The following is a 22,103-nucleotide window of genomic DNA, read 5'->3' as shown; positions in this document are numbered from 1 at the left end:
TTTGGTCGTCTTCTGATCACGGAGCGTCCTCTGCACCCGCTATCAGGACATCGAGCGGGACTTCGCGGCGCACGGCGCTCGGGGCTTGTCCGGTCGAAAGCCAGGAACGGCGAGCGCGGTACAGATTCCAGTACCTCGCCCGTCCTGCTCGCATCGTCGCCGGTGAAGGCGGTTGGGGCATCAAGGTCACCTGGTCTCCGTCGTTCGGTGCGTGCGCTCCGAACACCCCGATACCGAGCGTCAGTTTGCCGTTGACCACCTGTGCGGACGTGACGTCGGCAGAGAAGCGCTCGAAGGGTTGATCGAGCGGTGATCCGACCCATCCCGTAACTGCCGAATCAACCCGCATCCTTGAGTCCAGCCGGTCGCAGGTCACCGACACCGAAACGTTGCGGCGGCGTGAACCTGTCGGCGGTGCCGCCACCGATGCGATGCCCTGGGCCACGTGTCCTGTATGCAGCGCACGTACTCGCCACAGTGGATCACTCAGCAACGCAGCGGCTTTGAGGTCGGCGGCATCGCATCGGGTCCGTAGTCCCATGGCCGCACTAGCTGAGTTGTCCGGCCGTGACCAGTCGTGGCCCGCAGTCGTGGCCGACAATGTCCGATCCCAGGAGTATCGGTCATCGTCGTGTATCGGATCGAGAAGCGGCAACAGCGGTCCCGTTGCGATGCACGCTGCCCACTCATGCAGGCCTGCGACGCTCTCGTCGGTAATGCCGAGCCAGGAACGCCATGTTCGGGCCGCTCGCTCGGCGTCGGGCGCAGTGCCGAGGACCAGACGCGAGGACGACGCAGCAACCAGATCGATCACCGCCGACGTTCCGGGATGGTCGGCTCGATCGGCCCACCATCCGATCATGGCGGCAGCCCCCGCTATGTCCGGATCAGGGTGGTGGGCGTGCGCACGCGCCAGGGCCAGCAGGCTCGGTATCGTCGCGGCGTCATCGGTGAGCAGCATGGCCGGTTCAGCCGTACCCACCGTCGTTGCCCCGTTGCGAGCGAGCAGGGCCAGAGCCTCGGTGTCGTGCGCGGACTCTTCGGTGCATCCATCTCGAGCGACGGACACGGCCAGCGTTGTTCCTCGCGTGACCGCACGCACGGCCACGGCGGCTCTGGACGGCTTGAAGGTGGCATGTGCCAGCCGAGGGACCGGTTGCATCTTTTCGGCGGCATAGAGGCGTTGCGCGAGGTCGAACCACTCCACGCTCATCGCTCGTCACCGTCGACGAGGATCAGGGCGTTGCTCGCGCACTCCCACCCTGCGCGCAACGCCATTGTGGCGGCGTCGGCCGCTGCGCTGGCGACGACGATGCGGATATCGGCGGCGGCGATTCCAGTGCCGGTGAGCACCCTGTCTGCGTACTTGAGCAGTTCCACGGGTCCGCTTTCGTTCATCGTGTGGCCCCCGATCCGACTGGCACGTGCACCGTCGATGCCCATGCCGGTGTGACGCCCCTACCCTGGACGCCGCCGATGATTGCGCACACCAGGTGGGACCTCGTGGGCCGGTCGGGCCAGGGTGTATCGCCATCGGTCAGCACCACGACGACGTGGGGTGCAGGGCGCGCAGCGTTGGCTGCGGCGATTCCCACCCTCATATCGGTTCCGCCACCACCAACCAACGTCACATCAGCGACCGATCGTACGTGTTGTGCCGTAGTGGATTTGGCGTCACACGCCAGAATCCGAACCCGGTCGCGTGCTATGCCACCAGCTTTGAGAACTCCCGCCACTTCGCCCATCGCGGCATCGAGGTCTGCGGCGGGAGGGACGGGAGTACGAATAGTTCGTCCTACCCGCCTGCTCTGCCAACGCACGCCGAATTACGGCCCGTAGCAGACGATCCCACGCTACCGTGGGCGGGGCGAGAACATCAGCTGCCCACCGGACCAGTCCCGCCGGGGCACTACCTCGACCGGTACCAGCTGCTTCGCGAACTGCCTGCGCGATAGATCGGCGCACCAGGTCCGCTTCCGCATTGTCCAGTCCCTCCGTGATCACTTCTCCCGAGCCGATGAGTTCACCGGGGACCGCAGGGCACCCCGATCCTGATCCGCATCCCGGATCGCCCTCAGCGCCAACGAGTTCGGTGACAGTCTGATGCGCAATCGGGTCACGCAGGTAGTCGTAGTACTGCTCGGCTGTGTCTCCGGAAAGGCAGCCGAATGATTGAGGGGTGATCACCCCTTCGGGCAGGCTGACTCCCGCAGCCAACAGGTCGTCGTTGATTTCGGCGTCGGCCGCGAAGTTCCACACCAGATGATCGATGGGCTTCGCCAGAGCGGCGGCACGGTCGGCGTGTGCCCGTAACAAATGCCCGACCTCGTGCAGCAGCACTGCACCGACCATCGGCACCGGCCACGCGCAAGGCCCGACCAACAGATCCGGATCCAGGTACAGCCGCCACCGAGCGTCGACCGCAAACGTACCCAGGCCCGGTGCCGCCACGGGTTGCGCTGCGAACAGAGCGCGCATGAAGTACGGCATCTGCTCAGCCGACACCAGCCGCGCGAGTCGGAACGCTCGCATTTCAACCGGCTCGAGCTCACGCACGCCGCTCATGCCGCAGCCTCGACCAAACCCGCTGCCACCAGCATCGGCGCAAACCGGCGCGCGCTCGCAGGAACAGCGGCCTTCGCCGGTCGCGCTTTCGCCAGAGTGCGTGCCGCAGCCCCGGCCACGTCGGGTGCTCCTGCCTCGGCGGCGGCAATCAGCGGACCCCAGGCGTTGCGCCACGCTTCGACGGTGCCCCGCGAGGCCGCCCACGCCGTCACGCCGGACAGCACGGCCCACACCAGATCAGGACGCGAGCGCCAATCGAACGCCGTCTCGGGGTTTTCGATCACGGCAACGGGGTCTGGGAGGTCGGCCTTGCGACGCCATTCGAGGAATTCGACACCCGCGCCTTCCCCGATCAAGCCGAATACCACCGCGTTGGTCGCCGCATTGTCGTCGTCGCAAAGATGTGGCAACACCCGCGCAAGCATCGACCAGGTGCGCCGAGACGGCCATGCTCCACCTGTCTGCACTCCGACCTTCGGAAACGCATCGAGCGCCTCGGGCGCACGCTGGATGTACCCGATGATGGAACTGCGCACCAACGCCTCCCGCTGCTCGTCGCTGGTCACCGCACGCGAAGAGGCCGTGCTTGCCCAACCCGTGGCCATACCGTCGAGCCATTCATCGACAGACGGCGTGAACTCGATGTGGCAGAAGCGGTTTGCTAAGGGAGCCTCCAACTCGTACCCCCCTGCAGCGCAATCGGGCGGATTCGCACCTGCGATGACCCGAGTCCCCTTCGGCAGTTGCAGATCACCCACCTTCAAATCCAGTGCGACTGCCAGCATCGCCGCCTGAACGGCCGGTGGACTCGTGGTCAGCTCGTCCAGAAAGAGGTAGCCCCCACCCTCTGCATGTAGCCGTCGCGCCCAATCCGGGGCCTCCAATCTCACGCCACTCTCACGGACTACCGGTAGGCCTGCGAAGTCGGCGGGCTCCCGCAAGGACCCCAAGACCGTTTCGCACAACACCCCCTCGGATGCAGCAAGTGCTCGAACCAGGCTCGACTTCCCCATACCCGGACCCGAGATCAACAACGACGGGACACCAGCCCTCCCGCACGCATCCACAACAGTTACCGCAGTCGCCAAATCCGGCATCGCAAAACTCCTCGAAAGATGGGCAAGATGGTCAGTCTCACCAACAACAGGACGCCTCAATCTTACTGCGTCAGAACGCTTTTCACCCAGTCACACCAACCGTCAACGTCCCCGGCGCACTCAGTGCCGGGGACATTGACGGTCCGGGCTCAAAGAGCACCGGACCGCCACGTGTGCTGCGTGAAGTGTCCGGGTCCCTCGATATCGTCGAACCCACTCGAAAAAGGCCGGGTCGCCCGAAAGAAAGGACCCAACACGTGACACCGCTCGAAACAGCCATCGCCGCGCCACTGCCCCCGCCCGCGGCGGCGGACATTTCGTCATGGCGCTCGGACGCATTGTGCGCACAGACAGACCCCGAGGAGTTCTTCCCGCCCCCGGGTGGAGCAACCAGCAGAGCAAAGCGGGTCTGCGCAGAATGCCCCGCCAGAGCCGCTTGCCTCGCCCATGCACTGACGTACAACGAACAACACGGAATTTGGGGCGGAAAGACACCACGAGAGCGCCAAGAGCTTCAGCACACCACAGCCATAGAGAGCCGGCCTACCCGGCATCAACAACAGGCGCTCACGATAGCCACGCTTTCGGCCCAGAACGTCCCAGCCGAGTCCAGTGCAAGCCAGCTCGGAATCACGACCCGGCAGGTGTACCGAATACGCTCCCGCACAGCGTGAATCAACGCGCGATTCGCCGGTCAGACCTGCCTGGTGATGCCTACCCCGTTACAGTCGGCGCGATCAACCGCGGTTGATCGTCGAAGCGTCTCGACTTGCGTCGCTCCTCGCTGAAGGCTTCTCGCCGCAGGTGATGTCTTGGCCGGCGAGAAGGTCCGCAAGAACGACCGCGCGCGCCGCATGGGCCAAGATTTCGGCAGGTAGCGGTGGACCATCGAGGGTTCGGATTCGCATGGTTGTCAGTATGGCGTTCGGCTCCGACAAGTTGCTGTCCCGCAACGTTTCCGGTGCGTGTTCACGGGTCACTGGGGTGTCCATGGCATGCATAGCTCGCGCATTCTCGACCGGTGCATGTGCGGTGGCCGTATCGCGCCTCGGCCCAAACCGCCTGTTTCGACTGTTGGTTTGCCCTGCAGACAGATGCGTGGGCTCAGGCGGCCGAGGTGGCCGTTCGGATGGAGGTGGCCGGCCGACCAGTCATCGATGTCGACGGGCTGCACTTCCCATCTCAGCACCTGCCCCTCGCCCTGGCTGCGCTTCTTCCCGATCGCATCGATCGACGCCAGGGTTGCGCTCACCCGGTCGATGTCGCCGACACCTCTCCAGAGCACAGTCCGCGTGGAGGTCAGTAGGAGCGGCATTTGGCGTGCGCGATATCGGCCCTGCCGGTCGGAGATGACCGATGGTCGGTACCTCGCGAGTTGCTCGAGCGCACGGTGGTCGGGTCGTCCGCTCCAGTGATGGATTTCCGGGGCGTCGGCCAGGTCTTCGGGATAGGCGTATGTCGCGCACCAATGCCAGTCGTCGCCTCCCCCCAGAGTGCACCGAGCGAGTGGTAGATCCAGATCGGCGGGCACCTCGTCGGGGCCGGCGGCTTCGAGGTACTGTCCGCGGTCCCGAGCAGCGGCTTTTTCGTCTTCCCACATCTCGGATGCGAGCAAGCCATCGAGGCTCGTCGCCCACGGAGCTGCATGCGCAAGTCCGACCGCCAGGTGTGCTTTTACCTCGAACGGCCTCATCACGTCAACGCCTCCATGACTTCCAGCGCCTCGTCACGGCGCTCTCGAAGATGGGTTCGCCAGTCGAGCTCTTTCGGCTCGTCGCCGGCGAGAAGGGTCCGCTCGAATCTGGTGCGGACGAGGCCGTGTCCGATAGCTGTACGCCCGCCGATGGTTCCGGACTCGACGAACCTGCCAACGACGTCGGAGAAGAAGGCCACGTCCAGATCGGTTGCGCGATCGAGACGCAAAAAGGACTCGAATCGTGTACCGGCAGGCAGCGTTTCGATCTCATAACGCATCAGAGAGCTACCGTCGACGGTGGCTGCGTCGGTTCGGCCGACTGCGGGGAAGTCATGATCGGTGGAATCGTCGAACCGGCTGTACCGTTCGAGCGCCATGGTGTCGAATTGGCTCAAGACAGCACGGTCCGGTGCGGGACGGCTCATGAGGTGGTCGGTTTCGAGGACGTGCGGGATCACTTTGCCCACGCGGAGACAGCCGTCGATCATTCGACCGCCGCCGCTCCCGCCGAACACGCTGACCTGTGGGTTCAATGTACGGAGCCGGTGTAGCCGTTCGCCGGACAGCGGCTCTCCGGTGACCTTGGTCAGGCTGCCCCCGTTCCGAAGTGTGTGTGCTGCAGACAAGCTGAGAAGCCCTTCGTATGCGAGGACGTCCCGTAATAGCTCCTCCCCGATCCGCCGGAGCGCCCCTCGGAAGGAGTTCCCGGACACAATCGGAACCAAGGCTGCGGAACCGTTGGGCTGCAGTATTTTTTCGCGCCGGAACAAGGTCGTTGTGGTGGCGCTGTGTTCACCGCGGTGCGAGATTGCCGAGACCGCTGTGATGTCGAGCTGCCAGCGCATGGTCGAGGTCACTTCTGCCTCCTGGGCGATGTAGCAGTCGCTGCGGTGGACCGGCGCGCTTGAACAGCTTCGGCCACGATCCGTGTTCGGAGTACGAGGGCGGTGGTGTTTTCCCGTAAGAGGGTCAGGACCGGTATCGATTCCTCGCGTAGAAGGACCGATAGTTCGAGGCGTTGTTCTTTCGTCGACGGCGCTGACTCGAGATCGGTTGCCACGGTGCTCCACCATCGATCGAGGTCGGCTCCGCCGGTGTATGTCGCGACCCGGACTCGGTCTGGCAGGTGGTGGTCCCAGTACAGCTCTCTCCGGCGTCCCACCCACCCGGTGTCCCAGTTGATTCCGTAGTGCAGCAGCAACAACAGTCGTTCAGCTATTGCTGCCGCACCGGTGACGGGCGGCAGAAAGCTCGCTGCGTCCAGCCAGGTTCGGGTCGGTGTCGTAGCTCTGGTCGGGGTCATGCCGTGCCTCTGGTTGACGTTGAAGCCGTCGCTGCGAGGTCGAGGTACACAGGACGCTCTCGCCACGGATCGAGGCTGTCCCAATCCGCGAACACAGACGTCCACGTTCGATGAGGAATGTTCTTGAGCGTGCTGAATGCCGGCGCTGCGCGCGCAAGCGCTGCCAGGGAGAACCCTCGCCGTCGCAATCGCACGACTGCGCTCAGGCGTTCCGCGTCGTGCTCTGTCCATGGAAGCGCGACGTCGTCGACGGCGACCCGACCCCACCGGGCATGAGGAAGAATGTGCTTGCGCCCAGGGCGTAACGGAACCACGACGGCGGACGTCGGAGAGATCGCTTGTCCCAGAACGCGACGTAAGCGGGTCTTCGACAATTTTGTGGCGCACACTGGATCACTGGTGACCAGCAGGAGGTCCGAGCGAAGTGCCGTTGTCGTGTACACCCAGACGCAGACGTGACACATCGTAGGAGCCGCAACGTCTACCCACCCGTCGAACCCGGTGAACGTTCTCGACACAGTCTCACGCACTCGCCGTCCGGAACCTTCTGTCGCGCCACCGCACCGCGCGCACGCGGAGTCACCAGAAACGCCGGCTGGTGGCCACGAAACCGCGCATCCTGTTGCGGCCTTGTAGGCGGTCGTCACAACGTCGAGCGCCGCACTGCCCCTTGATAGTTCGACCATCTCTGCACTCTAACGGCGCGCCCGGACACCACGGACAGGCCAACTTTCACCGGCACGGTCCAACTCACCAAGGACTCGGGCCGGGCGCTGGTGCGTGCCGGCCGACGTTGGCAGGAAAGTCGTCGGCGAGGAGAGCAGCCAGCTCGACGAACGCGCGTTGTGCAGGCTTGCCCAGTAACTCGAGATCGATGGTGTCGCCTTCGGCAAGGTGGTCGTCGTACGGGACGACCTGGACGGCGCGAGTGCGTTCTGCGAAGTAGGACTTGAGTTGCTCGACATCGAGGGCCGTCGAGCCCTTCCGTGATTCGTTGATGACGACAACGGTGCGTTTGACCAGGTCGTCGAAGCCGTGTCGCGACAGCCATTCGAGGGTCGCCCCAGCGCTGCGCGCTCCGTCCTTGGCCGCGGAGGAGACCAGGACCAATGCGTCGGCTTCTTTGAGGACCCCTGCCATGGCCGAGTTCATGAGACCGGTGCCGCAATCGGTCAAGATGATGTTGTAGAACTGTTCGAGGATGCGCAGTGCGGCGGTGTAGTCGTGCTCGTTGAATGCCTCGGAAACGGACGGATCACGCTCGCTTGCAAGAACTTCGAGCCTGCTTCGCGCTTGCGAGGTGTAGCTCCGTACGTCGGAGTAGCTGTGTACTTCTTTGTCCGCGAGCAAGTCCCGCACTGTGCGGTCACTGTCTCGGTGAATGCGGTAGGCGAGCGTCCCGAAATCTGGGTTGGCGTCATAGGCAATGACGCGGTCGCCCCGCAGTGCTGCGAATGTCGATCCAAGCCCTGTTGTCGTGGTTGTTTTTCCGACCCCGCCCTTCATGGACAGGACTGCGATCTTGTAGTTCCCTCGAACCGGTTGCCGTACGCGGCGCAGGAGCTGCTCGTACTCGAGTTCAGCCGGCGACTGTCCGGGATTGGCTGAACCGAACGAGAGTCGGTAGAGCCACCGTCGCCAACCTTTGCTCGGAGGCAGTTGCGCACGGCGGATCAGCTCCAGTTCGTCGATCGACCGCGGAGGGGCAACAGCTGCTGTCGGCCTTGCTGTCGGAATTGCTGTCGGCACTGGTTCTACCAACTGAACGGGCTGCGAGGTGAAGGGGCGATGAGCTGTCACTGCCAGAGAGTCGGAGGCGCTTGTTGGCTCCGGGTGAGACGTCGGTGCTGAACTGTCGACCGACTTGTTGGTGTGCCATTGCTCAACAGCGGGTGCGGAGCCGCCCTGCCCTGGCCAGGCCGAGGGCCGGTCCGGCATTGGTGCCTGACCATCGTTGACGCGCGGCGGCCGTGAGGCCGGCTCCGAGGTGGGTCGATGTGCACCAGAATTGGGCTGGCTCGCCGAGGGGGAGCTGCTGGGTGCGGAGCTGGGCCGGTCTCTCTGCGCGAATTCTGATGCGACTTTGGACCGGGCTTGGGATACGTTTTTCGACACGTTTTCATCAGCGTTGTTGGCTGCGACTTTGGGTGCGTCGTTCGGCACGAATTCGCTGGCTACAGGCTGTTCACGGGCGGGTTCTGGATGGCCTACGCCCGAGTCCTGGACGAGGTCACCGTCCTGCCCATCGTGGCGATCTTCCGACCCCCCTTCCGGCTCGGAATGGTTCGACTGATCGGTCGCATTGTTCGCCGCCGACGGATCGACCACCCACCGGGGCAACGCGCTGCCTGGGTCGGACTCTGTGGGACTCATCGGTCGCCACCTCTTCCTCTTGCTCATTCAACGGACGATATCCGGGCGAACATAACACCGGCACCGGACACCTCGAACACCCCGAAAACTGCTGCCGAGCGGCCCCACGGACCGCCGTTGTGCAACCGGTAATTCCGCCTGTTCGGGTACAGCTTCTGCTTTGTCCAGTCTGAAGTGTCCGTGTCCCGACTATCGTTGTGGCGGTGCGTAGCAACGATTTCGACGGCCTCGATCTCACTCGACTACGGTCCCTTCGATCCTCGCGGCATGACATTTCGACGATCGTCGATCGCGTGGCCGAACACCTCGACGAATTCGATGGGTACGTCGCATTCAGCGGTGGAAAAGATTCCGTCGTTGCTGTCGATCTCGCCCGCCAGGCGGACCCAGATGTCCCGGTAGCCTTTTTCGATTCCGGTCTCGAATACCCCGAGACCTACGCCTACGTCGAGCAGATTGCGACGAAGCTGGGACTGGACCTGCACATCATTCGCGCTGAACCAACGCTGCTGACAGTGATGGCCCGGACCGGGGAATGGGACCACGGCGGTAGCCCGTCGGCTCATGTACCCGCACGAGGCTTCGAGACCTTGATTGCGCAGCCTGCCCGGGCTGCGCACACCAAGTTCGGTGACGGGGAGGTCTGGGGCGTGCGGGCAGACGAATCCAGGAAAGGAACCGGCAGGTGGTCGATGTACTACTCCGCTCTCGCACGTGAGATCAGCGAGCGCTGCCAAGGCGCGAGCTGCTGCAGCAACAAAGCGGAGCAGCGTCGACACCACGGGGGGACGGTTCGCCGCACCGATGGAACTGTGGCCTATGGGCCGGTATGGGACTGGTCCGCGGACGATGTGCTCGCCTATTCGCATCAGCACGACCTTCCGAGCAACCCTGTCTACGCCAAACTGGCCGCGCTGGGCGCACCTGCAGCGAATCTGCGGGTTTCACACATTCTCGACGGAAATTTCCTCGAATCGGGCAGGGTCACTCGTCTGCGTCGAGGTTGGCCGAGCCTGTTCGAGGAGATCGCCGCAGTGCTCCCGCGAATACGCGAGTTCGTGTAGATCGCCATATCGACTGTGCGCGTGTAGCATTCCTGGCACTGAGATTGCACAGGGTGAGTCGGAGGCACACCACACGGTGGCCTCCGACTACTTTTTTTGCATCAGAACCAAACGACCTCTTGTCGGCCGATCGGCGCTAGCTCAGGCGTAGGTTCATGAGGTCTGAACTTTCCGGGTTGAGCTCCAACAACAGGCGATACCCCGGCCCTGTCCGCTCGGTCTCGTCGGGCAGGTTCAGCATTCGACCCACCAGATCGTCTCTGCCGATCTCATGAGCGAATTGTTCGGCGCTCGCGAGGCGCTGAGCGTAACGCGCCTCATCGCGGGGGTCGAGAAATTTCCTCATCGTGTACATGCCGTAGGCGGCCTGCTCGGCTTCGCGAGACGGAATCGGGTAAGTCATTGCTTCGAAGGCATCGTCGGTGAGCGGCGATCTGTTTCCCTCCATGTGGTGCAGGTTCTCGGCCACCTGCCGCACAGTCGGAGCCGCGCCCGAAGGCCCGGAGTGAAGTAGATACGCCCAAGGGGTCGAATGCACGAGATACCGTGGGATATAGCGCTTGTTTCGGCGGGTAGCAGCTGGGATGAGAGCTGGCGGGAAGACTGATGTGGATGGGTTCTCATAAATTTCTTTGACCTTCTGCGCCGCGGAGACTGCGCACCCCCAATCCAACGAGCCCCACATCGGATACGGAACGTGCCCGCCGTGCACCGCCCTGAGGTTGCGTGCGATCGCATCGATGTACTGGCCCTTTACGAGAAATCTATCTTCGGGCCACCCGTTGAAGAAGACATACAACGGAGTTGCACCGTCGAGCCTGCTCTTCAAAATCAGCGTCTCGTACTGCTTGACTTCTTTAACTGAGTGTCCGAGCTGCTCATAGCGGTTGAATTTGTGGCTGGCGCGTTTTGCTTGAATACGAAGCTTGATCCACCGCTCGTCGGCCGAAGAACCGATCCACCACTCCCAATCCGCACCGTTGCCCGCCTCGACCGCCTTGGCGTATTTCGTCACTCTCAGCGCCGGAATACGCTGCTGAAGCTTGATCAAGTTGAGGTCGGTGAGCGTCTCTTCTCCAGGTCCGATGCCGCCTGCAATTCCCGTCTCCATCAGATCCCAGGTATCAGAGGCTGCTTCATTCATCGCGTGGACCATGTAATTGGCACTGAAGTGTGTACTCATCCCGGGGCCGACTTCAGGCGCTCTTGCGGTCGCGTCGCGATCCCAGTTCGTCGATTCGGGTGACCTTGTCGCTTCCCACAGAAACTGCAGGGAGCGCACGGATATCGGCAGCCACGTCCGCGACTGTATGTCCGATCGCGATGCCGAACACGCCCTGACCACCGTGTAGCAAGTCCACTATCTCGTCGTCAGATGTGCACTCGTACACCGAAATACCGTCGCAGAGCAGAGTTACAGACGCCAGCCCCTGGGCGTCACGCGCACGCAGGCACTCGATCGCAATGCGTACATTCTGCAAAGACACTCCGGCCTCGAGGAGACGACGAATCACTTTGACCACCACGATGTCGGAGAAGGCATACATCCTTTGCGATCCCGAACCGGATGCAGGGCGGATCGACGGTGACACAAGCCCTGTACGGGCCCAGTAGTCGAGCTGGCGGTACGTTACCCCAGTCACTTGCTGGACCTGGGGCGATTTGTACCCCAGACACCCGTTCACGGCGTCGGCGGCGGTGCCGTTCGAGGTCTTGAAAAGCCCCGGCACGATGTCCTCGAACGAACCCTGTTCGCTGCAGCTCACAACTCGCACCCACCCTTTAATCGATCGTTCGATGCACGATACCGCTCGACATCGCTCTGCTTTCTCTCCCGGCCAGCGGGCCACCTCTGCACGTCCGCCCCCACCGTTACTCGGCGGACAAACCGAGCAGCCATCCGATGAACGGCGTAAGACGAGGAACACCGAACCTGAAGAGCAGAAACACCGCGAGGAAGACGGCTATCGTGACCCGCTTGGATCGGAACTCCGTGAAGGAACGGATCGCTATAACGGCAGTGACTGCCACTACCAGGGAGCAGAAGTTCAGCACGTCGTCGCCGCTCATCCGAGCAAACCTGCCGATGCAATCGGGCTGAGTGGGGTCATTTCATGGGGCGTGATGCTGTTCATCGCCGCACCGTAACGATTATGGCACCGATGGCGGAGGTCTTGAACGGAACGTAGAATTCCCCGAATAGGGGAATTCTACGAAGCTTGATCCCACGGGCGTGTCGGACAGTGTTCGGCCACCACCGTCGCCCTGCTGACGTTCAGCATTCTCGATCTCCCCGCCTCCGGTGGCCGTGAACCCGGATCTAGCGCATACCTGCGCCCTGACAATCACTGCCATACAACCTGTTTCGCAGATGTCATGTGCCTGCCCGTTACCTTTTGAGCAGTCCTGATAACCGAGCGTTACGGGTGAGATCGGCCGCGGAATCAGCCTGCGAGAATCACGTTCATCGCATTCAGGAGCGCGCCGACTGCCGGGATTCGGGTCGAGCTCGCCGCACGTAGCGAACGTGTCACGGCCGGCTCGGTCGGCAGATACCGCACCCTGGCCGTTCGGACTCGCGCGGTGTCCGGAACCAGCGCGACGGCCAGACCTGCTTCGACGAGGGCCAGTTGGGTCGAGTAGTCGGACACCTCGTAGCGGATCGTCGGTTCGACTCCAGCTTCGCGCAATGCGTGCACGAGCGCGGAGTGCGCATCCGACCCTGATGGGCATACCGTCCAGATCGATTCCGTTTCGCCGGAGAGGGTTGCCATCTCACGGTTGTCCTCGATCGGTACCGCGAGGTGTACATCCTCGGTGTGGAGCGTGTGGACGTCGATACCTGCGGGGACCGTCGCCGGCCGATGGTCCCAGGACTCGAAGACGACGAGATCGAGGGTGCGGTGCTGGAGGCGGTCGAGCAAATCGATTCCTTCTCCGTCGACGACCTCGGGGCGCAGCAGTGGATACGTGCGAGCAAGGTCTGCCAGAGCTGGGACCACCAGCCGACGTAATGCACTTGCGACCGCGCCTACTCTCAGCGCTCCGGCAACGTCGGTGTCGATCGAGGCAAGGTCGTCTTCTGCGGCTTCGGCGAGAGCGGACATGGCGGCCGCACGTGTCGCCAGTGCGCGACCGGCGGGGGTCAGCCGTATCGACCTTCCCTCTCTCTCGACCAGGGTGGTGCCGGCTTCCTTCTCCAACTTGCGGATGTGTTGCGACACTCCGGGTCCGGTGAGGTGTAAAGATTCTGCAGCTCGAGTGACCGAACCTTGTTCGGCTACTGCGGCGAAAACTTTCATCCGATCCCACGACAACATATAAGTGATACTACTGTTTCAGCGGTAGAACTGGCTAGTAGACTTATCGGTTTGTAACTGGTTGCCTTGACCAGGTGACCAGAACCGCGATACCGAGAGCTGACGCCGCCGATCGGGGGGTGGGCGGGAATGCGGCGCTGGTCATCGCCGGTGCCGCGTCGCTGTCACTGTCCGCAACCTTCGTCAAACTCGCCGATGTCACCTCGGGGACGGCGGCATTTCTACGATGTCTGATCGCGCTGGCGGCTCTCGTTCCGATGGCGCTGTGGGAACTTCACCGACGCGGCGCAATGCCGACGAGGTTGTATCCCATGGCCATTGGTGCCGGAGTCTTCCTCGGAGCGGACTACGTGATGTGGACCGCGAGCATCCTCGACGTCGGTGCCTCGATCGCCACCGTCCTTATCAATGTCCAGGTCGTCGTGCTGCCGCTGATCGCGCTCGTCGTCGATCGAACCGCAATCCCCCGACGATTCCTCATGGCGGTGCCTTGCATGCTGCTCGGCGTTGCACTCGCCGGCGGACTCATCGGCGGAACAGGAGCCGACAACGCGCTCCGCGGGTCCATCCTGGGAATCTCCGCCGGTGCCGCGTACGCGGCCTACCTGTTCCTGAACCGCCGCTCCACCCAGCGAAGCCCCAGCCATCTGGTCACCCCGATCTGTGTGGCCACCGCATCGGCAACGGTCACTGCCGGCATTGTCTCGGCAGGCCTCGGAGACCTCGATCTCGACATCTCCGCGGCCGCGTGGGGATGGATGATCGCGCTCGCTTTGCTCGGACAGGTTGCCGCCTGGCTGTTCATCAGTTCGGGATCCCGATCGCTGGCGGCTAATACCGTCGCGGCCCTACTCCTGCTGCAGCCTGTGCTGGCTATCGCGTTCGGATTCGTTGTCCTCAGCGAGCGACCCACCTGGATTCAACTAGCCGGAGCCGCCGTCGTCGTCGGAGCCGTCTGGACCGCAACCCGACACCCCCACCACCCTGACTCCACTTCAAGCCACGGAAGAGGCCTTCATGACCCCATCTCCGACGAGCATCGATCGAGTCGTCCTACCCACCGATAGCACCATCCCTGTCGCCCGCAGCGCCGAATACGACACCTACTTCAGGATCTCCCGCAGCAACGACCCGCACGCGTGGGCGGTCAGCGCACTGACCGTCGTCACCGCCATCACCACAGATCTGCCGCAGTCCACTCTGGACAACGACTCACGACTCCGCCTACTCGACGCCCTGGCCGTAGTCGTCGGCGATGCCTCCGCCGCAGCAGCCGTGTCCGCACGGGAACGAGATCCTTCCCAATTGGCAGCGCCGACGGACCACAGTGCGGACAATCGCACCCCGCAGGCTCCGAACGACTCTGCACGACAAGCGATCACACGCTGGAAGAAGGGCCACCACCTGTTCCACCTGTTCGTCATATCCATGAACAGCCGGCTCGCGGCAGTGCTGGAGTGCCTTGCAAACAAGCAGTGGCCCACTCTCGCCCACCAACTCACCGAACTAGGGACTCTCTACGCCGGGGCGACCGAGAGCATGCGGTACGCGTCCGATTTCTCACCGGAGATCTACCGTGACTTCGTCCGGCCTTCCATGGAACCGCCCTGGCTCGAACCCGGGTTCTCCGCCGTGTTCAACCGGGATCACGACGTGATGCTCACCCGCGCCAAGATCGTCCGTACAACGCTCAAGACGGCTGAACTTCCCGGCGTCGCAGCAGATTCCGCACGACGGCTCTGGAAGAGCCAGGCCGAGAACCGGCGCGCCCACCAACTCATCTGCCAACGATTCGTCCCCGGCGGCGATTCACTGCTGCAAGAGCACTTCGACAGCACCGGTCAGAGCAACTGAAACAGAAAGGCTTCGCCCTCTCATGATCACCGTCATCGAAACCTGGCACCTGACCGCCGAAGCGGCCGAGAACGCCCTCTCGGTCCTGCAAGAAATGGACGAACTCCTCGACGACAACGCACACCACCACCCGGGGTGGGCGGGCCACGCGCGCTTCTTCCAGCACGCATCGGACCCCCAACGCGTAACGATGACCTACCCCTGGGAAAGCGCCGAGCACGCCACGCACCTCCTCGAATCGGAGACGCCACTACTCGAAGATTTCTACCGCCGGTACTGCGAACGCCCCCGCGAGGTCGTCTTCGCCCACGAGCTGCCGGTCGACGTCGAATGACCCCCGACCCAACAAAGCCGACTGGCGACTGGACTCCCGAGCAGCTCAAAGCCTTCGGCACCGACACCCTCGATCGAATATGTCGACACTTCGCCGCGCTCGACGACGTGCCCGTCACGACGCCGGCCGATGCGGCCGATGTCGCCGACGCGATCGACAGCGAGCTGCCGTCCGAGGCAACAGATTTCGCCGACATACTCGACGACACCTGGAACAACGTCGTTCCGCATTTGACGCACTGGAACCATCCACGATTCCACGCCTACTTCAGCAACAGTTCCTCCGGACCGGCCATCCTCGCCGAGATGACCGCTGCGGCATTGAACGTCAACGTCATGTTGTGGAAGAGCGCGCCCTCGGCTGCCGCCGTCGAAGACACCGTCACCAGATGGCTCGCCGAACTGCTCGACTACCCCGCCGCAGACGCACTGCTCGTCGACGGTGCATCACTGGGCACGTTCTACGCGTTGGCCACCGCCCGCCACCGGGCACAGCCCGAGGTTCGACATCACGGAACATCCGGCCAGAAACCCGGCCGGATCTACGCCTCCGACCAGGCCCACTCGTCGGTCGACAAAGCTGCGATCGCTCTCGGCATCGGGCTCGACAATGTCGTACGCCTACCCACCGACGCTAGCGGCCAACTCGATCCTGCTGCTCTGTCGACTCGCATTGGATCGGACGTCGCGGACGGTTACACACCGATCGCTGTTGTCGCCACCGTCGGTACGACCACTTCAGGTGCTCTCGACCCGGTCGAGGCGATTGCGGCCGTGTGCCGCGACCACCGAGTGTGGCTGCACGTCGACGCCGCGTACGGAGGCTTCTGGCGCATAGCCCCGGCCATCGCGCAGGTCCTTCCGTCACTCGCGGCCGCCGATTCTCTCGTCGCCAACCCACACAAAGTGCTCTTCACCCCTATGGAGTGCGGGGCACTGTTCTGCCGTCACCCCGGAGCACTCGAAGCCGCCTTCACACTGGTTCCCGAATACCTGCGTACCGACACCACCGGCGGTATCGACTACATGAATTACACCCTCAACCTTGGGCGACAATTCCGAGCTCTGAAACTGTGGTGGACCCTGCGCGCCTTCGGAATACGAGGCATCCGAACTCGACTCGAACACAGTCTCACCCTGGCGACGAGGCTGCGAGACGCCCTTGCCGCAGACCCGCGGTGGCATCTCGCGAACGATTCGCCGCTCCCCTTGCTCTGCCTCCGGATCTCCTCTGCCGACGGACAGGCGACGCGGAAGATCCTCGAGACCGTCAACAGCACCCACCGGACGCTGCTCTCCCACTCCGAGCTCGACGGCCACTACGTCATCCGAGTGTCCATCGGCAACATCCACACCACTGCCGACCACATCGACCAACTGGTTGCCGAACTTACCGAGGCAGCCGACGCCGTCGTCGGCACACCCCGACCACTCGCTTCAGTGACCGTCACCCAACAGGAGGTACCTGCATCGTGACCACCACCATTTCCACCGAGGCCATGCTGCACGAGAAGGCGGCAGCAATCTCCGCCATCGGGCGGTGGTCCGCGGCCAACGAGAACTTGCCGTGGGCCCCGGCCCCCGACTCCCATGCCGTGCACTGGAGTTATGCCGAGCTTCGACCGCTCGCGATCGCGGCCGCCGACATGGTCAAGGGCGACCGAGCAGCTCTACGGGTACTGACCCTCGCCAATCCGGGCCATGCCCGCGAGGCCGCCGTCGGATATCTCTATTCGGGGCTGCAGATCATCAACCGCGGTGAAGGTATGACCCCGCATCGGCACGCGCCGACGGCCCTGCGCTACATGCACGAGGGTGACGGGGCATGGACGGCCGTCGGTGGAACCAAGATGTATCTCGAGCCTCGCGACGTGGTGATCACCCCCGCCGGCGAATGGCATGAGCACGGCAACGACAGCCCCACCGACTCCCCCGCCATCTGGCAGGATTGCACCAACGACCCCCTCGTCGCCGCCCTCGCCGCGACACAGTTCGAGCTCCACACCGACAACACCCACCTCGAGCCCCACATTTTCGCGCAAGACAGACACCACCGAAACCTGAGCGAGCCGCTGCTCTACAAGTGGGACAACGTACTTCGCGCTCTCGGTGAGCAACAGCGGACCCACGAGGCCGACCCGCACCACGCATACCGACACACCCTGCACGCAGAAGGAACCCACGACCCTGTCACACCGGTCATCGATGCTGCATTCACACTCCTACCTGCAGGGATCCAAACACAACCGATGCGGCGCACCGCTTCCGCCGTCTTGATCGGGGCACAAGGGTTGTCCACCATCCACGTCGACGGAAAGCCGTTCCGGTGCAGCGAAGGAGACAGCCTCGCCGTTCCATCGTGGTCGACTGTCAGCTACGTCAACGACACCGACATTCCAGCCGTGCTGTTCGAGTTCAACGACGCGCCCGCGATGACCGCCCTCGGTCTCTACCGCGAAGAGAAAGACGCACAACGGTGACACCAACGTCGACCATCACGATCCTGCTGTCCGAAGCCCACATTCTGACGCTCAATGACGGCTCCACTCAACCATGCGGCTTCTGGGCCGAAGAGTTCATCACAGCCCATCGAATCTTCACGGCCGCAAACATACGGACGATCATCGCGACACCCGGCGGCGGCGCTGCGCACGTCGAGCCCGACAGCATGCACGCCCCTCACAGCCCAGACCCTGACGGGTACAGAACGTACCTATCCGGTCTGAGCGAAAATTTGCGCGCGCCGGCCGCGCTCGAAACGGTTGACCCCTCTACCGTCGACGGGATCTTTGTGCCCGGCGGCTACGGGCCAGTGGTGGACCTGCACAAGAACTCTCACGTTGGAGAGTTTCTCCGCGCGCTCCGACGGGAGGGGACCCCGATCGCGACGGTCTGCCATGGAACTGCGGCGTTGCTTGCCGACACAGCATCCGGAGCAACGTGGCCGTATGCAGCCCTGACGATGACGAGTTTCTCGGACCAAGAGGAAGCCGATGTAGGACTGCTCGGCACGCTCCCCTTCACCGTCGAGCAGGAAATCCAGCGCCGGGGCGGCACGTACACCGCAGGACACCCGTGGCAGCAGCACATCGAAATCACCGACACGCTCATCACCGGACAGAACCCCGCCTCCACCGAGGCGGTCGCAGAACAGCTGACCCAACGGATCGCAAACTACTCCAGTTCGACTACCCGTTCAGGAACTCGCTAGTTCACCGGCCGGTTGACCTCTCGGCTTTATCCCTGGATGGAACTGCTCGGAACGCTGTAACGTGCGTGGGATTTGGAATTTTAGAGGCCTATTCTGTCTGTCAGGATTGACGTCTTGGCCGAAGTCGCCACGACCAGCATTCTTAACCACTGACCGACCGAAACGAAAACACGACCATGAAAACCGACATTACAGATACAGAAAACCCGCCACCCTAGGTCGAGTGACGGGTCTTTCCATCGATTAAAGCGCCGCAATAATGCAAATCAACATTAATATCGAAGGGATCAATGTAGACGCTGCTACAACCAATCCCGTTGTTGCCTTAATTACTTCTGTCACGGCAACAATGATCGCCGCTAAGGTGTATAATTTATCTATCATGATTCAAATAGATCCTCCATTCAATAGATTTACCGATGCTTTTCCGGCATCCACCAATTATAGCAGGTAATTCACCTTTTCGCTTGAGCAACCCATTCCTCCAAACGATGAGAACGAACTCTGCGAAGAGTAGAAGGCAGATACTTTAAGTAGTCCTATTGTCGCATCAATTCTGCCGCGCCGCTGCCCGGCAGACCTTACGGAATTGACCGCTTCGATACCTGCGATAGCACTTCCCGGATCACCGGCCAAAACGATTCAAGACCTCGCCTCAATCACCCCGGAGGCGTCGTGCATGCTGGGACCACTCTACAGCTGGCTGACTGCATTCGGCGACCTAGCATTGCTCGACCTCGTAGGCTGCACGAATGGACAGAGCAAGCATTCCGTCGCCTGGCGATATGGACCATCTGAGCAGCGCAGAACGCAAAGCGAAGCGCAAAGATGACCGTGGACGGCGAGTCGGCACCAAAGTGCGCGATTACGAGCGCATGTGCGGATCTGGACCCGATCGATTGGCCGAGACTCTGATTGCGCGCCACAACGTCAGGATGAAGAACACGGAGAAGCTGCCGGATGGATTCCGATTCGAAGCAATCCTTTTTCTGGCACCGATAGCAATACTGGATATCGCGCATCGCAAGCTGAACCTCACTTTGGATCGCGCACCGTCAGCCTATTATGGCAAATGGCCTCACGACCTCGGTTGGGGAGTGGACAGCTGCGTCGCGGCCACCCGACTGCTTCTCGCAGGACAAGTGGTGGCCGCTGCCACGATCGCCCGACAACAACTCGAACGATGGACTGCGGTCATGGCACCTGTCGTCGGAGTCGAGCAACATCCGTCTGAAAAAGTGGAGGACTTCATCGCGCGTGCGTGGACCGCATACGCCGAGCGCATGCCAAATCCTGGCGCACCGCCGGAATCATCCAACATCGAGGGCGACGCAGACCCGACTACTGCGCAAGATATCGAGGGCGACGACAGCTCCGCAAGCACAGAGGAGCCAACCGCACCTCATAAGCACGTCGTCCTGGCGAACGGACGTGAAGTATGCCCAGCCGTCGTCTACGGCGTTCTCAGCGAAATAATGCATGCGCGACTCTTCGAGGAAGCCATGTGGTGGGAGTCGGCCGCGCTCCTGAGCAGATTCGATGTACCAAGTGTCGTATACGGCGCGGTGGACTGCATAGCGGACGCGTTGAGCTTGAGCCTTACCCAGATCCAGTACATGACGGCTGCTGGCCTGTATCGGCAGGGCGATCCCGAGGACGCCGTGACGTTGATAGCAAGTATCAACCTTGCCGTACGGCCGTCGGCTGACGTCGCGTGTGAAGAACCACCAGATGATGCCCTCCCTTATTCGGCATCGTTCGTACTGCCGAGATTGCCTACAGTCATGCCATTGTCGCCCGATGAAGGCCTCTTGCCGGTGTTTGTTCGCTACCTAGACGATCAACGATCCACGTACGAGTCGCTGGCCTGGAATCATCGGCCCGCAGGTCGCTTGTATCGGGACGACGAGCTTGCGACTTTAGCCTTCGGCGCTCATCGCCAGGCGAGTGCATCGTTTGCGCTACGAGCCCTCGCCGCCGAGCGAGACGAACTAGGCGACGATTTCAACATTGACTCGGTGGCCTCGCGCGGGACGAACTACATCGTGGTTGCCGAGTTGGCAGCTCTTGCTGCTCTGTGGACACGCAACGGTCCTCTGCTACCAGCAGCATCGACTCCACTGGCTCTGGTGTCGTCGACGTTGCGGTCCGCATACTGGCTGTGGTTGGAAGACGACGACCGGGCGATGGCCTCGCTTCGATGCACGCTCGAACAAATCGCTCGATCAAGAGTCCACCGGACGAAACCGGAGAAAGCGCAGCGCCTTGAAAAATCCGTACACAACAAGCCCCAGCGGTGGATAGAGACCGCCGGGTGGAGTCGACTGTCGGCTTGGAATCGAGTATTGGGCGCATACGCGCACGCCCACAAAAAGCCTAACTGGGAAGGCGCAAGAGAGCTCCTGAAGGACTTGCAGCTCGACGCTCACGAGCCGTACGCCTTGCAACGCGCGCGTGGTGACGCACTGAATGTGGTGACGACTCTGGTGGCGCACGAGTCAATCAGCATTCTGGCTCTATTCTCACAGAAGGTGGCGGCTACCGCCGCTGAACTGCTGGAAAACCACTCAGGCTTGGACATGACACGGGAATGGATGGATGCGTTGATGAGTAACGCACTTGCCCATCGGAAAACACCGATTACAGAACAAGACTGATCGGCCAGCCCGAACACCCCGCTCCGGTAGCTACTCGACGGGCTGGGCGGCGTCGGCGGGGCACCATTGGTGATCGAGGCGTTATGCGGTTCTGAACTTTGTCCGCAGGTATCGGTGATAGCTTGCGGCTGTGCATTCGGGGGGTTCCGGCGTATTGGGCTGGCGACTGTTTTTCACTCGTCAGCAGTTGCCTATACCTCGGTCAGTGAACGACCCGGGGGCTGAATCGGAGGATCTCGACAGATTGCCTCACACCGGCAAAACGCCGGATGGCACTCCGTACCTGATCGATCCGTCCGGACGATACGACGTACGCCTGAACGACTTTTTCACCACGGAGTTGATCAACGCACCGCCGACCACCCAGGCAGCGTATGCGTACGACCTGAAACGGTTCCTGAAATTCCTATGGGACAACCGATCCCAGAGATCATGGACTGATGCAACGCCAGGCGATCGTGATGCGTACAAGCATTGGCGATTGCTCGACCCGGCGGGCGCACGAGTAGAAGCTACGACGTGGGACCGTGAGGTAGCGACGGTGAACCAGTTCTATCGCTGGGCAGTCGTACGCGGGCACGCCGCATGTAACCCGTTCGTGCAGCGCCTATCTCGCAGCCGAGATCCACG

Annotated in this window: 20 protein-coding genes and 2 pseudogenes; 10 read left to right on the top strand and 12 right to left on the bottom strand. The window is 62.4% G+C overall.

What is annotated here, in order from left to right; all coding sequences use genetic code 11:
• Nucleotides 1-16 precede the first annotated feature (16 nt).
• The 4 genes and pseudogenes from CH302_RS13740 to CH302_RS13725 all read right to left on the bottom strand — a co-directional run bounded on the left by CH302_RS13740 (nucleotide 17) and on the right by CH302_RS13725 (nucleotide 3,662).
• Nucleotides 17-1,213, bottom strand: a complete 1,197-nt coding sequence (locus CH302_RS13740; protein ID WP_015586217.1) for a hypothetical protein — start codon at nucleotides 1,211-1,213, stop codon at nucleotides 17-19.
• On the bottom strand, nucleotides 1,210-1,398 hold the full coding sequence (locus tag CH302_RS13735) for a hypothetical protein (protein ID WP_032364835.1): 189 nt from the start codon (nucleotides 1,396-1,398) through the stop codon (nucleotides 1,210-1,212). Before CH302_RS13735 ends, CH302_RS13740 begins: the two co-directional genes overlap by 4 nt.
• Nucleotides 1,395-2,565: pseudogene (locus CH302_RS13730) on the bottom strand (vWA domain-containing protein). Before CH302_RS13730 ends, CH302_RS13735 begins: the two are co-directional and overlap by 4 nt.
• Nucleotides 2,562-3,662, bottom strand: a complete 1,101-nt coding sequence (locus CH302_RS13725) for an ATP-binding protein (protein ID WP_015586215.1) — start codon at nucleotides 3,660-3,662, stop codon at nucleotides 2,562-2,564. The pseudogene CH302_RS13730 and the gene CH302_RS13725 overlap by 4 nt, the downstream one beginning before the upstream one ends.
• Between CH302_RS13725 and CH302_RS30885 the strand changes: the two genes are divergently transcribed.
• On the top strand, nucleotides 3,551-4,336 hold the full coding sequence (locus tag CH302_RS30885) for a WhiB family transcriptional regulator (RefSeq protein ID WP_230591640.1): 786 nt from the start codon (nucleotides 3,551-3,553) through the stop codon (nucleotides 4,334-4,336). The genes CH302_RS13725 and CH302_RS30885 overlap by 112 nt on opposite strands.
• 302 nt (nucleotides 4,337-4,638) lie before the next feature.
• Here the strand turns inward: CH302_RS30885 and CH302_RS13710 are convergent, their stop codons facing one another.
• The 4 genes from CH302_RS13710 to CH302_RS30625 form a co-directional block, all read right to left on the bottom strand.
• Nucleotides 4,639-5,355: a hypothetical protein gene (locus CH302_RS13710; RefSeq protein ID WP_015586212.1), complete on the bottom strand. Its 717-nt coding sequence runs from the start codon at nucleotides 5,353-5,355 to the stop codon at nucleotides 4,639-4,641.
• Nucleotides 5,355-6,215 carry an RAMP superfamily CRISPR-associated protein gene (locus tag CH302_RS13705; RefSeq protein WP_032375876.1) on the bottom strand — a complete coding sequence of 287 codons (861 nt, stop codon included), beginning with the start codon at nucleotides 6,213-6,215 and terminating at the stop codon, nucleotides 5,355-5,357. Before CH302_RS13705 ends, CH302_RS13710 begins: the two co-directional genes overlap by 1 nt.
• Complete coding sequence (locus tag CH302_RS13700; RefSeq protein ID WP_015586210.1) at nucleotides 6,212-6,661, bottom strand: hypothetical protein; 450 nt, start codon at nucleotides 6,659-6,661, stop codon at nucleotides 6,212-6,214. The genes CH302_RS13705 and CH302_RS13700 overlap by 4 nt, the downstream gene beginning before the upstream one ends.
• Nucleotides 6,662-7,411: 750 nt before the next feature.
• A complete protein-coding gene (locus CH302_RS30625; RefSeq protein ID WP_327213655.1) occupies nucleotides 7,412-8,410 on the bottom strand; it encodes a MinD/ParA family ATP-binding protein in 999 nt (332 codons plus the stop codon).
• An 821-nt stretch (nucleotides 8,411-9,231) separates the two neighbouring features.
• Between CH302_RS30625 and CH302_RS13685 the strand changes: the two genes are divergently transcribed.
• Nucleotides 9,232-10,098, top strand: coding sequence for a phosphoadenosine phosphosulfate reductase domain-containing protein (locus tag CH302_RS13685; RefSeq protein ID WP_015586207.1), 867 nt, complete (start codon nucleotides 9,232-9,234; stop codon nucleotides 10,096-10,098).
• 136 nt (nucleotides 10,099-10,234) lie between these two features.
• Here CH302_RS13685 and CH302_RS13680 read toward each other — a convergent pair whose 3' ends face one another.
• The 4 genes from CH302_RS13680 to CH302_RS13665 all read right to left on the bottom strand — a co-directional run bounded on the left by CH302_RS13680 (nucleotide 10,235) and on the right by CH302_RS13665 (nucleotide 13,400).
• Complete coding sequence (locus CH302_RS13680; protein WP_139278550.1) at nucleotides 10,235-11,242, bottom strand: DUF6615 family protein; 1,008 nt, start codon at nucleotides 11,240-11,242, stop codon at nucleotides 10,235-10,237.
• A 52-nt stretch (nucleotides 11,243-11,294) separates the two neighbouring features.
• Complete coding sequence (locus CH302_RS13675; protein ID WP_015586205.1) at nucleotides 11,295-11,864, bottom strand: MerR family transcriptional regulator; 570 nt, start codon at nucleotides 11,862-11,864, stop codon at nucleotides 11,295-11,297.
• Nucleotides 11,865-11,970: 106 nt separating this feature from the next.
• A complete protein-coding gene (locus tag CH302_RS13670) occupies nucleotides 11,971-12,168 on the bottom strand; it encodes a hypothetical protein (protein ID WP_032375875.1) in 198 nt (65 codons plus the stop codon).
• Nucleotides 12,169-12,542: 374 nt separating this feature from the next.
• Entirely contained in the window at nucleotides 12,543-13,400 is an 858-nt protein-coding gene (locus tag CH302_RS13665) for a LysR family transcriptional regulator (protein ID WP_158514280.1), read from the bottom strand.
• Between the two features lie 92 nt (nucleotides 13,401-13,492).
• On the opposite strand from CH302_RS13665, the gene CH302_RS13660 reads away from it, so the two are divergent.
• The 8 genes and pseudogenes from CH302_RS13660 to CH302_RS30880 all read left to right on the top strand — a co-directional run.
• Nucleotides 13,493-14,485 carry a DMT family transporter gene (locus tag CH302_RS13660; RefSeq protein ID WP_230591638.1) on the top strand — a complete coding sequence of 331 codons (993 nt, stop codon included), beginning with the start codon at nucleotides 13,493-13,495 and terminating at the stop codon, nucleotides 14,483-14,485.
• Entirely contained in the window at nucleotides 14,436-15,272 is an 837-nt protein-coding gene (locus CH302_RS13655; protein WP_015586201.1) for a hypothetical protein, read from the top strand. Before CH302_RS13660 ends, CH302_RS13655 begins: the two co-directional genes overlap by 50 nt.
• A gap of 22 nt (nucleotides 15,273-15,294) precedes the next feature.
• Nucleotides 15,295-15,606: an antibiotic biosynthesis monooxygenase gene (locus CH302_RS13650; protein WP_015586200.1), complete on the top strand. Its 312-nt coding sequence runs from the start codon at nucleotides 15,295-15,297 to the stop codon at nucleotides 15,604-15,606.
• Nucleotides 15,603-17,081, top strand: coding sequence for a pyridoxal phosphate-dependent decarboxylase family protein (locus CH302_RS13645; RefSeq protein ID WP_015586199.1), 1,479 nt, complete (start codon nucleotides 15,603-15,605; stop codon nucleotides 17,079-17,081). Before CH302_RS13650 ends, CH302_RS13645 begins: the two co-directional genes overlap by 4 nt.
• Nucleotides 17,078-18,085 (top strand): cupin domain-containing protein, encoded by a 1,008-nt coding sequence (locus tag CH302_RS13640; RefSeq protein WP_015586198.1) that lies wholly within the window; start codon nucleotides 17,078-17,080, stop codon nucleotides 18,083-18,085. Before CH302_RS13645 ends, CH302_RS13640 begins: the two co-directional genes overlap by 4 nt.
• A complete protein-coding gene (locus CH302_RS13635) occupies nucleotides 18,082-18,816 on the top strand; it encodes a type 1 glutamine amidotransferase domain-containing protein (protein ID WP_015586197.1) in 735 nt (244 codons plus the stop codon). Before CH302_RS13640 ends, CH302_RS13635 begins: the two co-directional genes overlap by 4 nt.
• 752 nt (nucleotides 18,817-19,568) lie before the next feature.
• Nucleotides 19,569-21,473, top strand: a complete 1,905-nt coding sequence (locus CH302_RS13630) for a hypothetical protein (protein ID WP_015586196.1) — start codon at nucleotides 19,569-19,571, stop codon at nucleotides 21,471-21,473.
• A 130-nt stretch (nucleotides 21,474-21,603) separates the two neighbouring features.
• Nucleotides 21,604-22,035 (top strand): annotated as a pseudogene (locus CH302_RS30880) (site-specific integrase); the annotation flags it as partial.
• Nucleotides 22,036-22,103 lie beyond the last annotated feature (68 nt).

The organism is Rhodococcus sp. 15-2388-1-1a (assembly GCF_002259145.1).
In the GTDB taxonomy this organism is placed as follows: Bacteria; Actinomycetota; Actinomycetes; order Mycobacteriales; family Mycobacteriaceae; genus Rhodococcoides.
Note: the sequence above shows the minus strand (reverse complement) of the source record. Positions and strands in the feature narration are given on the sequence as shown.

Bases quoted from the DNA above. Each gene is read 5' to 3' on its own strand.
- CH302_RS13665 (WP_158514280.1), bottom strand. From the start codon at position 13,400: ATGAAAGTTTTCGCCGCAGTAGCCGAACAAGGTTCGGTCACTCGAGCT.
- CH302_RS13725 (WP_015586215.1), bottom strand. From the start codon at position 3,662: ATGCCGGATTTGGCGACTGCGGTAACTGTTGTGGATGCGTGCGGGAGG.
- CH302_RS13735 (WP_032364835.1), bottom strand. From the start codon at position 1,398: ATGAACGAAAGCGGACCCGTGGAACTGCTCAAGTACGCAGACAGGGTG.
- CH302_RS13670 (WP_032375875.1), bottom strand. From the start codon at position 12,168: ATGAGCGGCGACGACGTGCTGAACTTCTGCTCCCTGGTAGTGGCAGTC.
- CH302_RS13740 (WP_015586217.1), bottom strand. From the start codon at position 1,213: ATGAGCGTGGAGTGGTTCGACCTCGCGCAACGCCTCTATGCCGCCGAA.
- CH302_RS13655 (WP_015586201.1), top strand. From the start codon at position 14,436: ATGACCCCATCTCCGACGAGCATCGATCGAGTCGTCCTACCCACCGAT.
- CH302_RS13680 (WP_139278550.1), bottom strand. From the start codon at position 11,242: ATGAATGAAGCAGCCTCTGATACCTGGGATCTGATGGAGACGGGAATT.
- CH302_RS13700 (WP_015586210.1), bottom strand. From the start codon at position 6,661: ATGACCCCGACCAGAGCTACGACACCGACCCGAACCTGGCTGGACGCA.
- CH302_RS13710 (WP_015586212.1), bottom strand. From the start codon at position 5,355: ATGAGGCCGTTCGAGGTAAAAGCACACCTGGCGGTCGGACTTGCGCAT.
- CH302_RS13630 (WP_015586196.1), top strand. From the start codon at position 19,569: ATGGACAGAGCAAGCATTCCGTCGCCTGGCGATATGGACCATCTGAGC.
- CH302_RS13645 (WP_015586199.1), top strand. From the start codon at position 15,603: ATGACCCCCGACCCAACAAAGCCGACTGGCGACTGGACTCCCGAGCAG.
- CH302_RS13650 (WP_015586200.1), top strand. From the start codon at position 15,295: ATGATCACCGTCATCGAAACCTGGCACCTGACCGCCGAAGCGGCCGAG.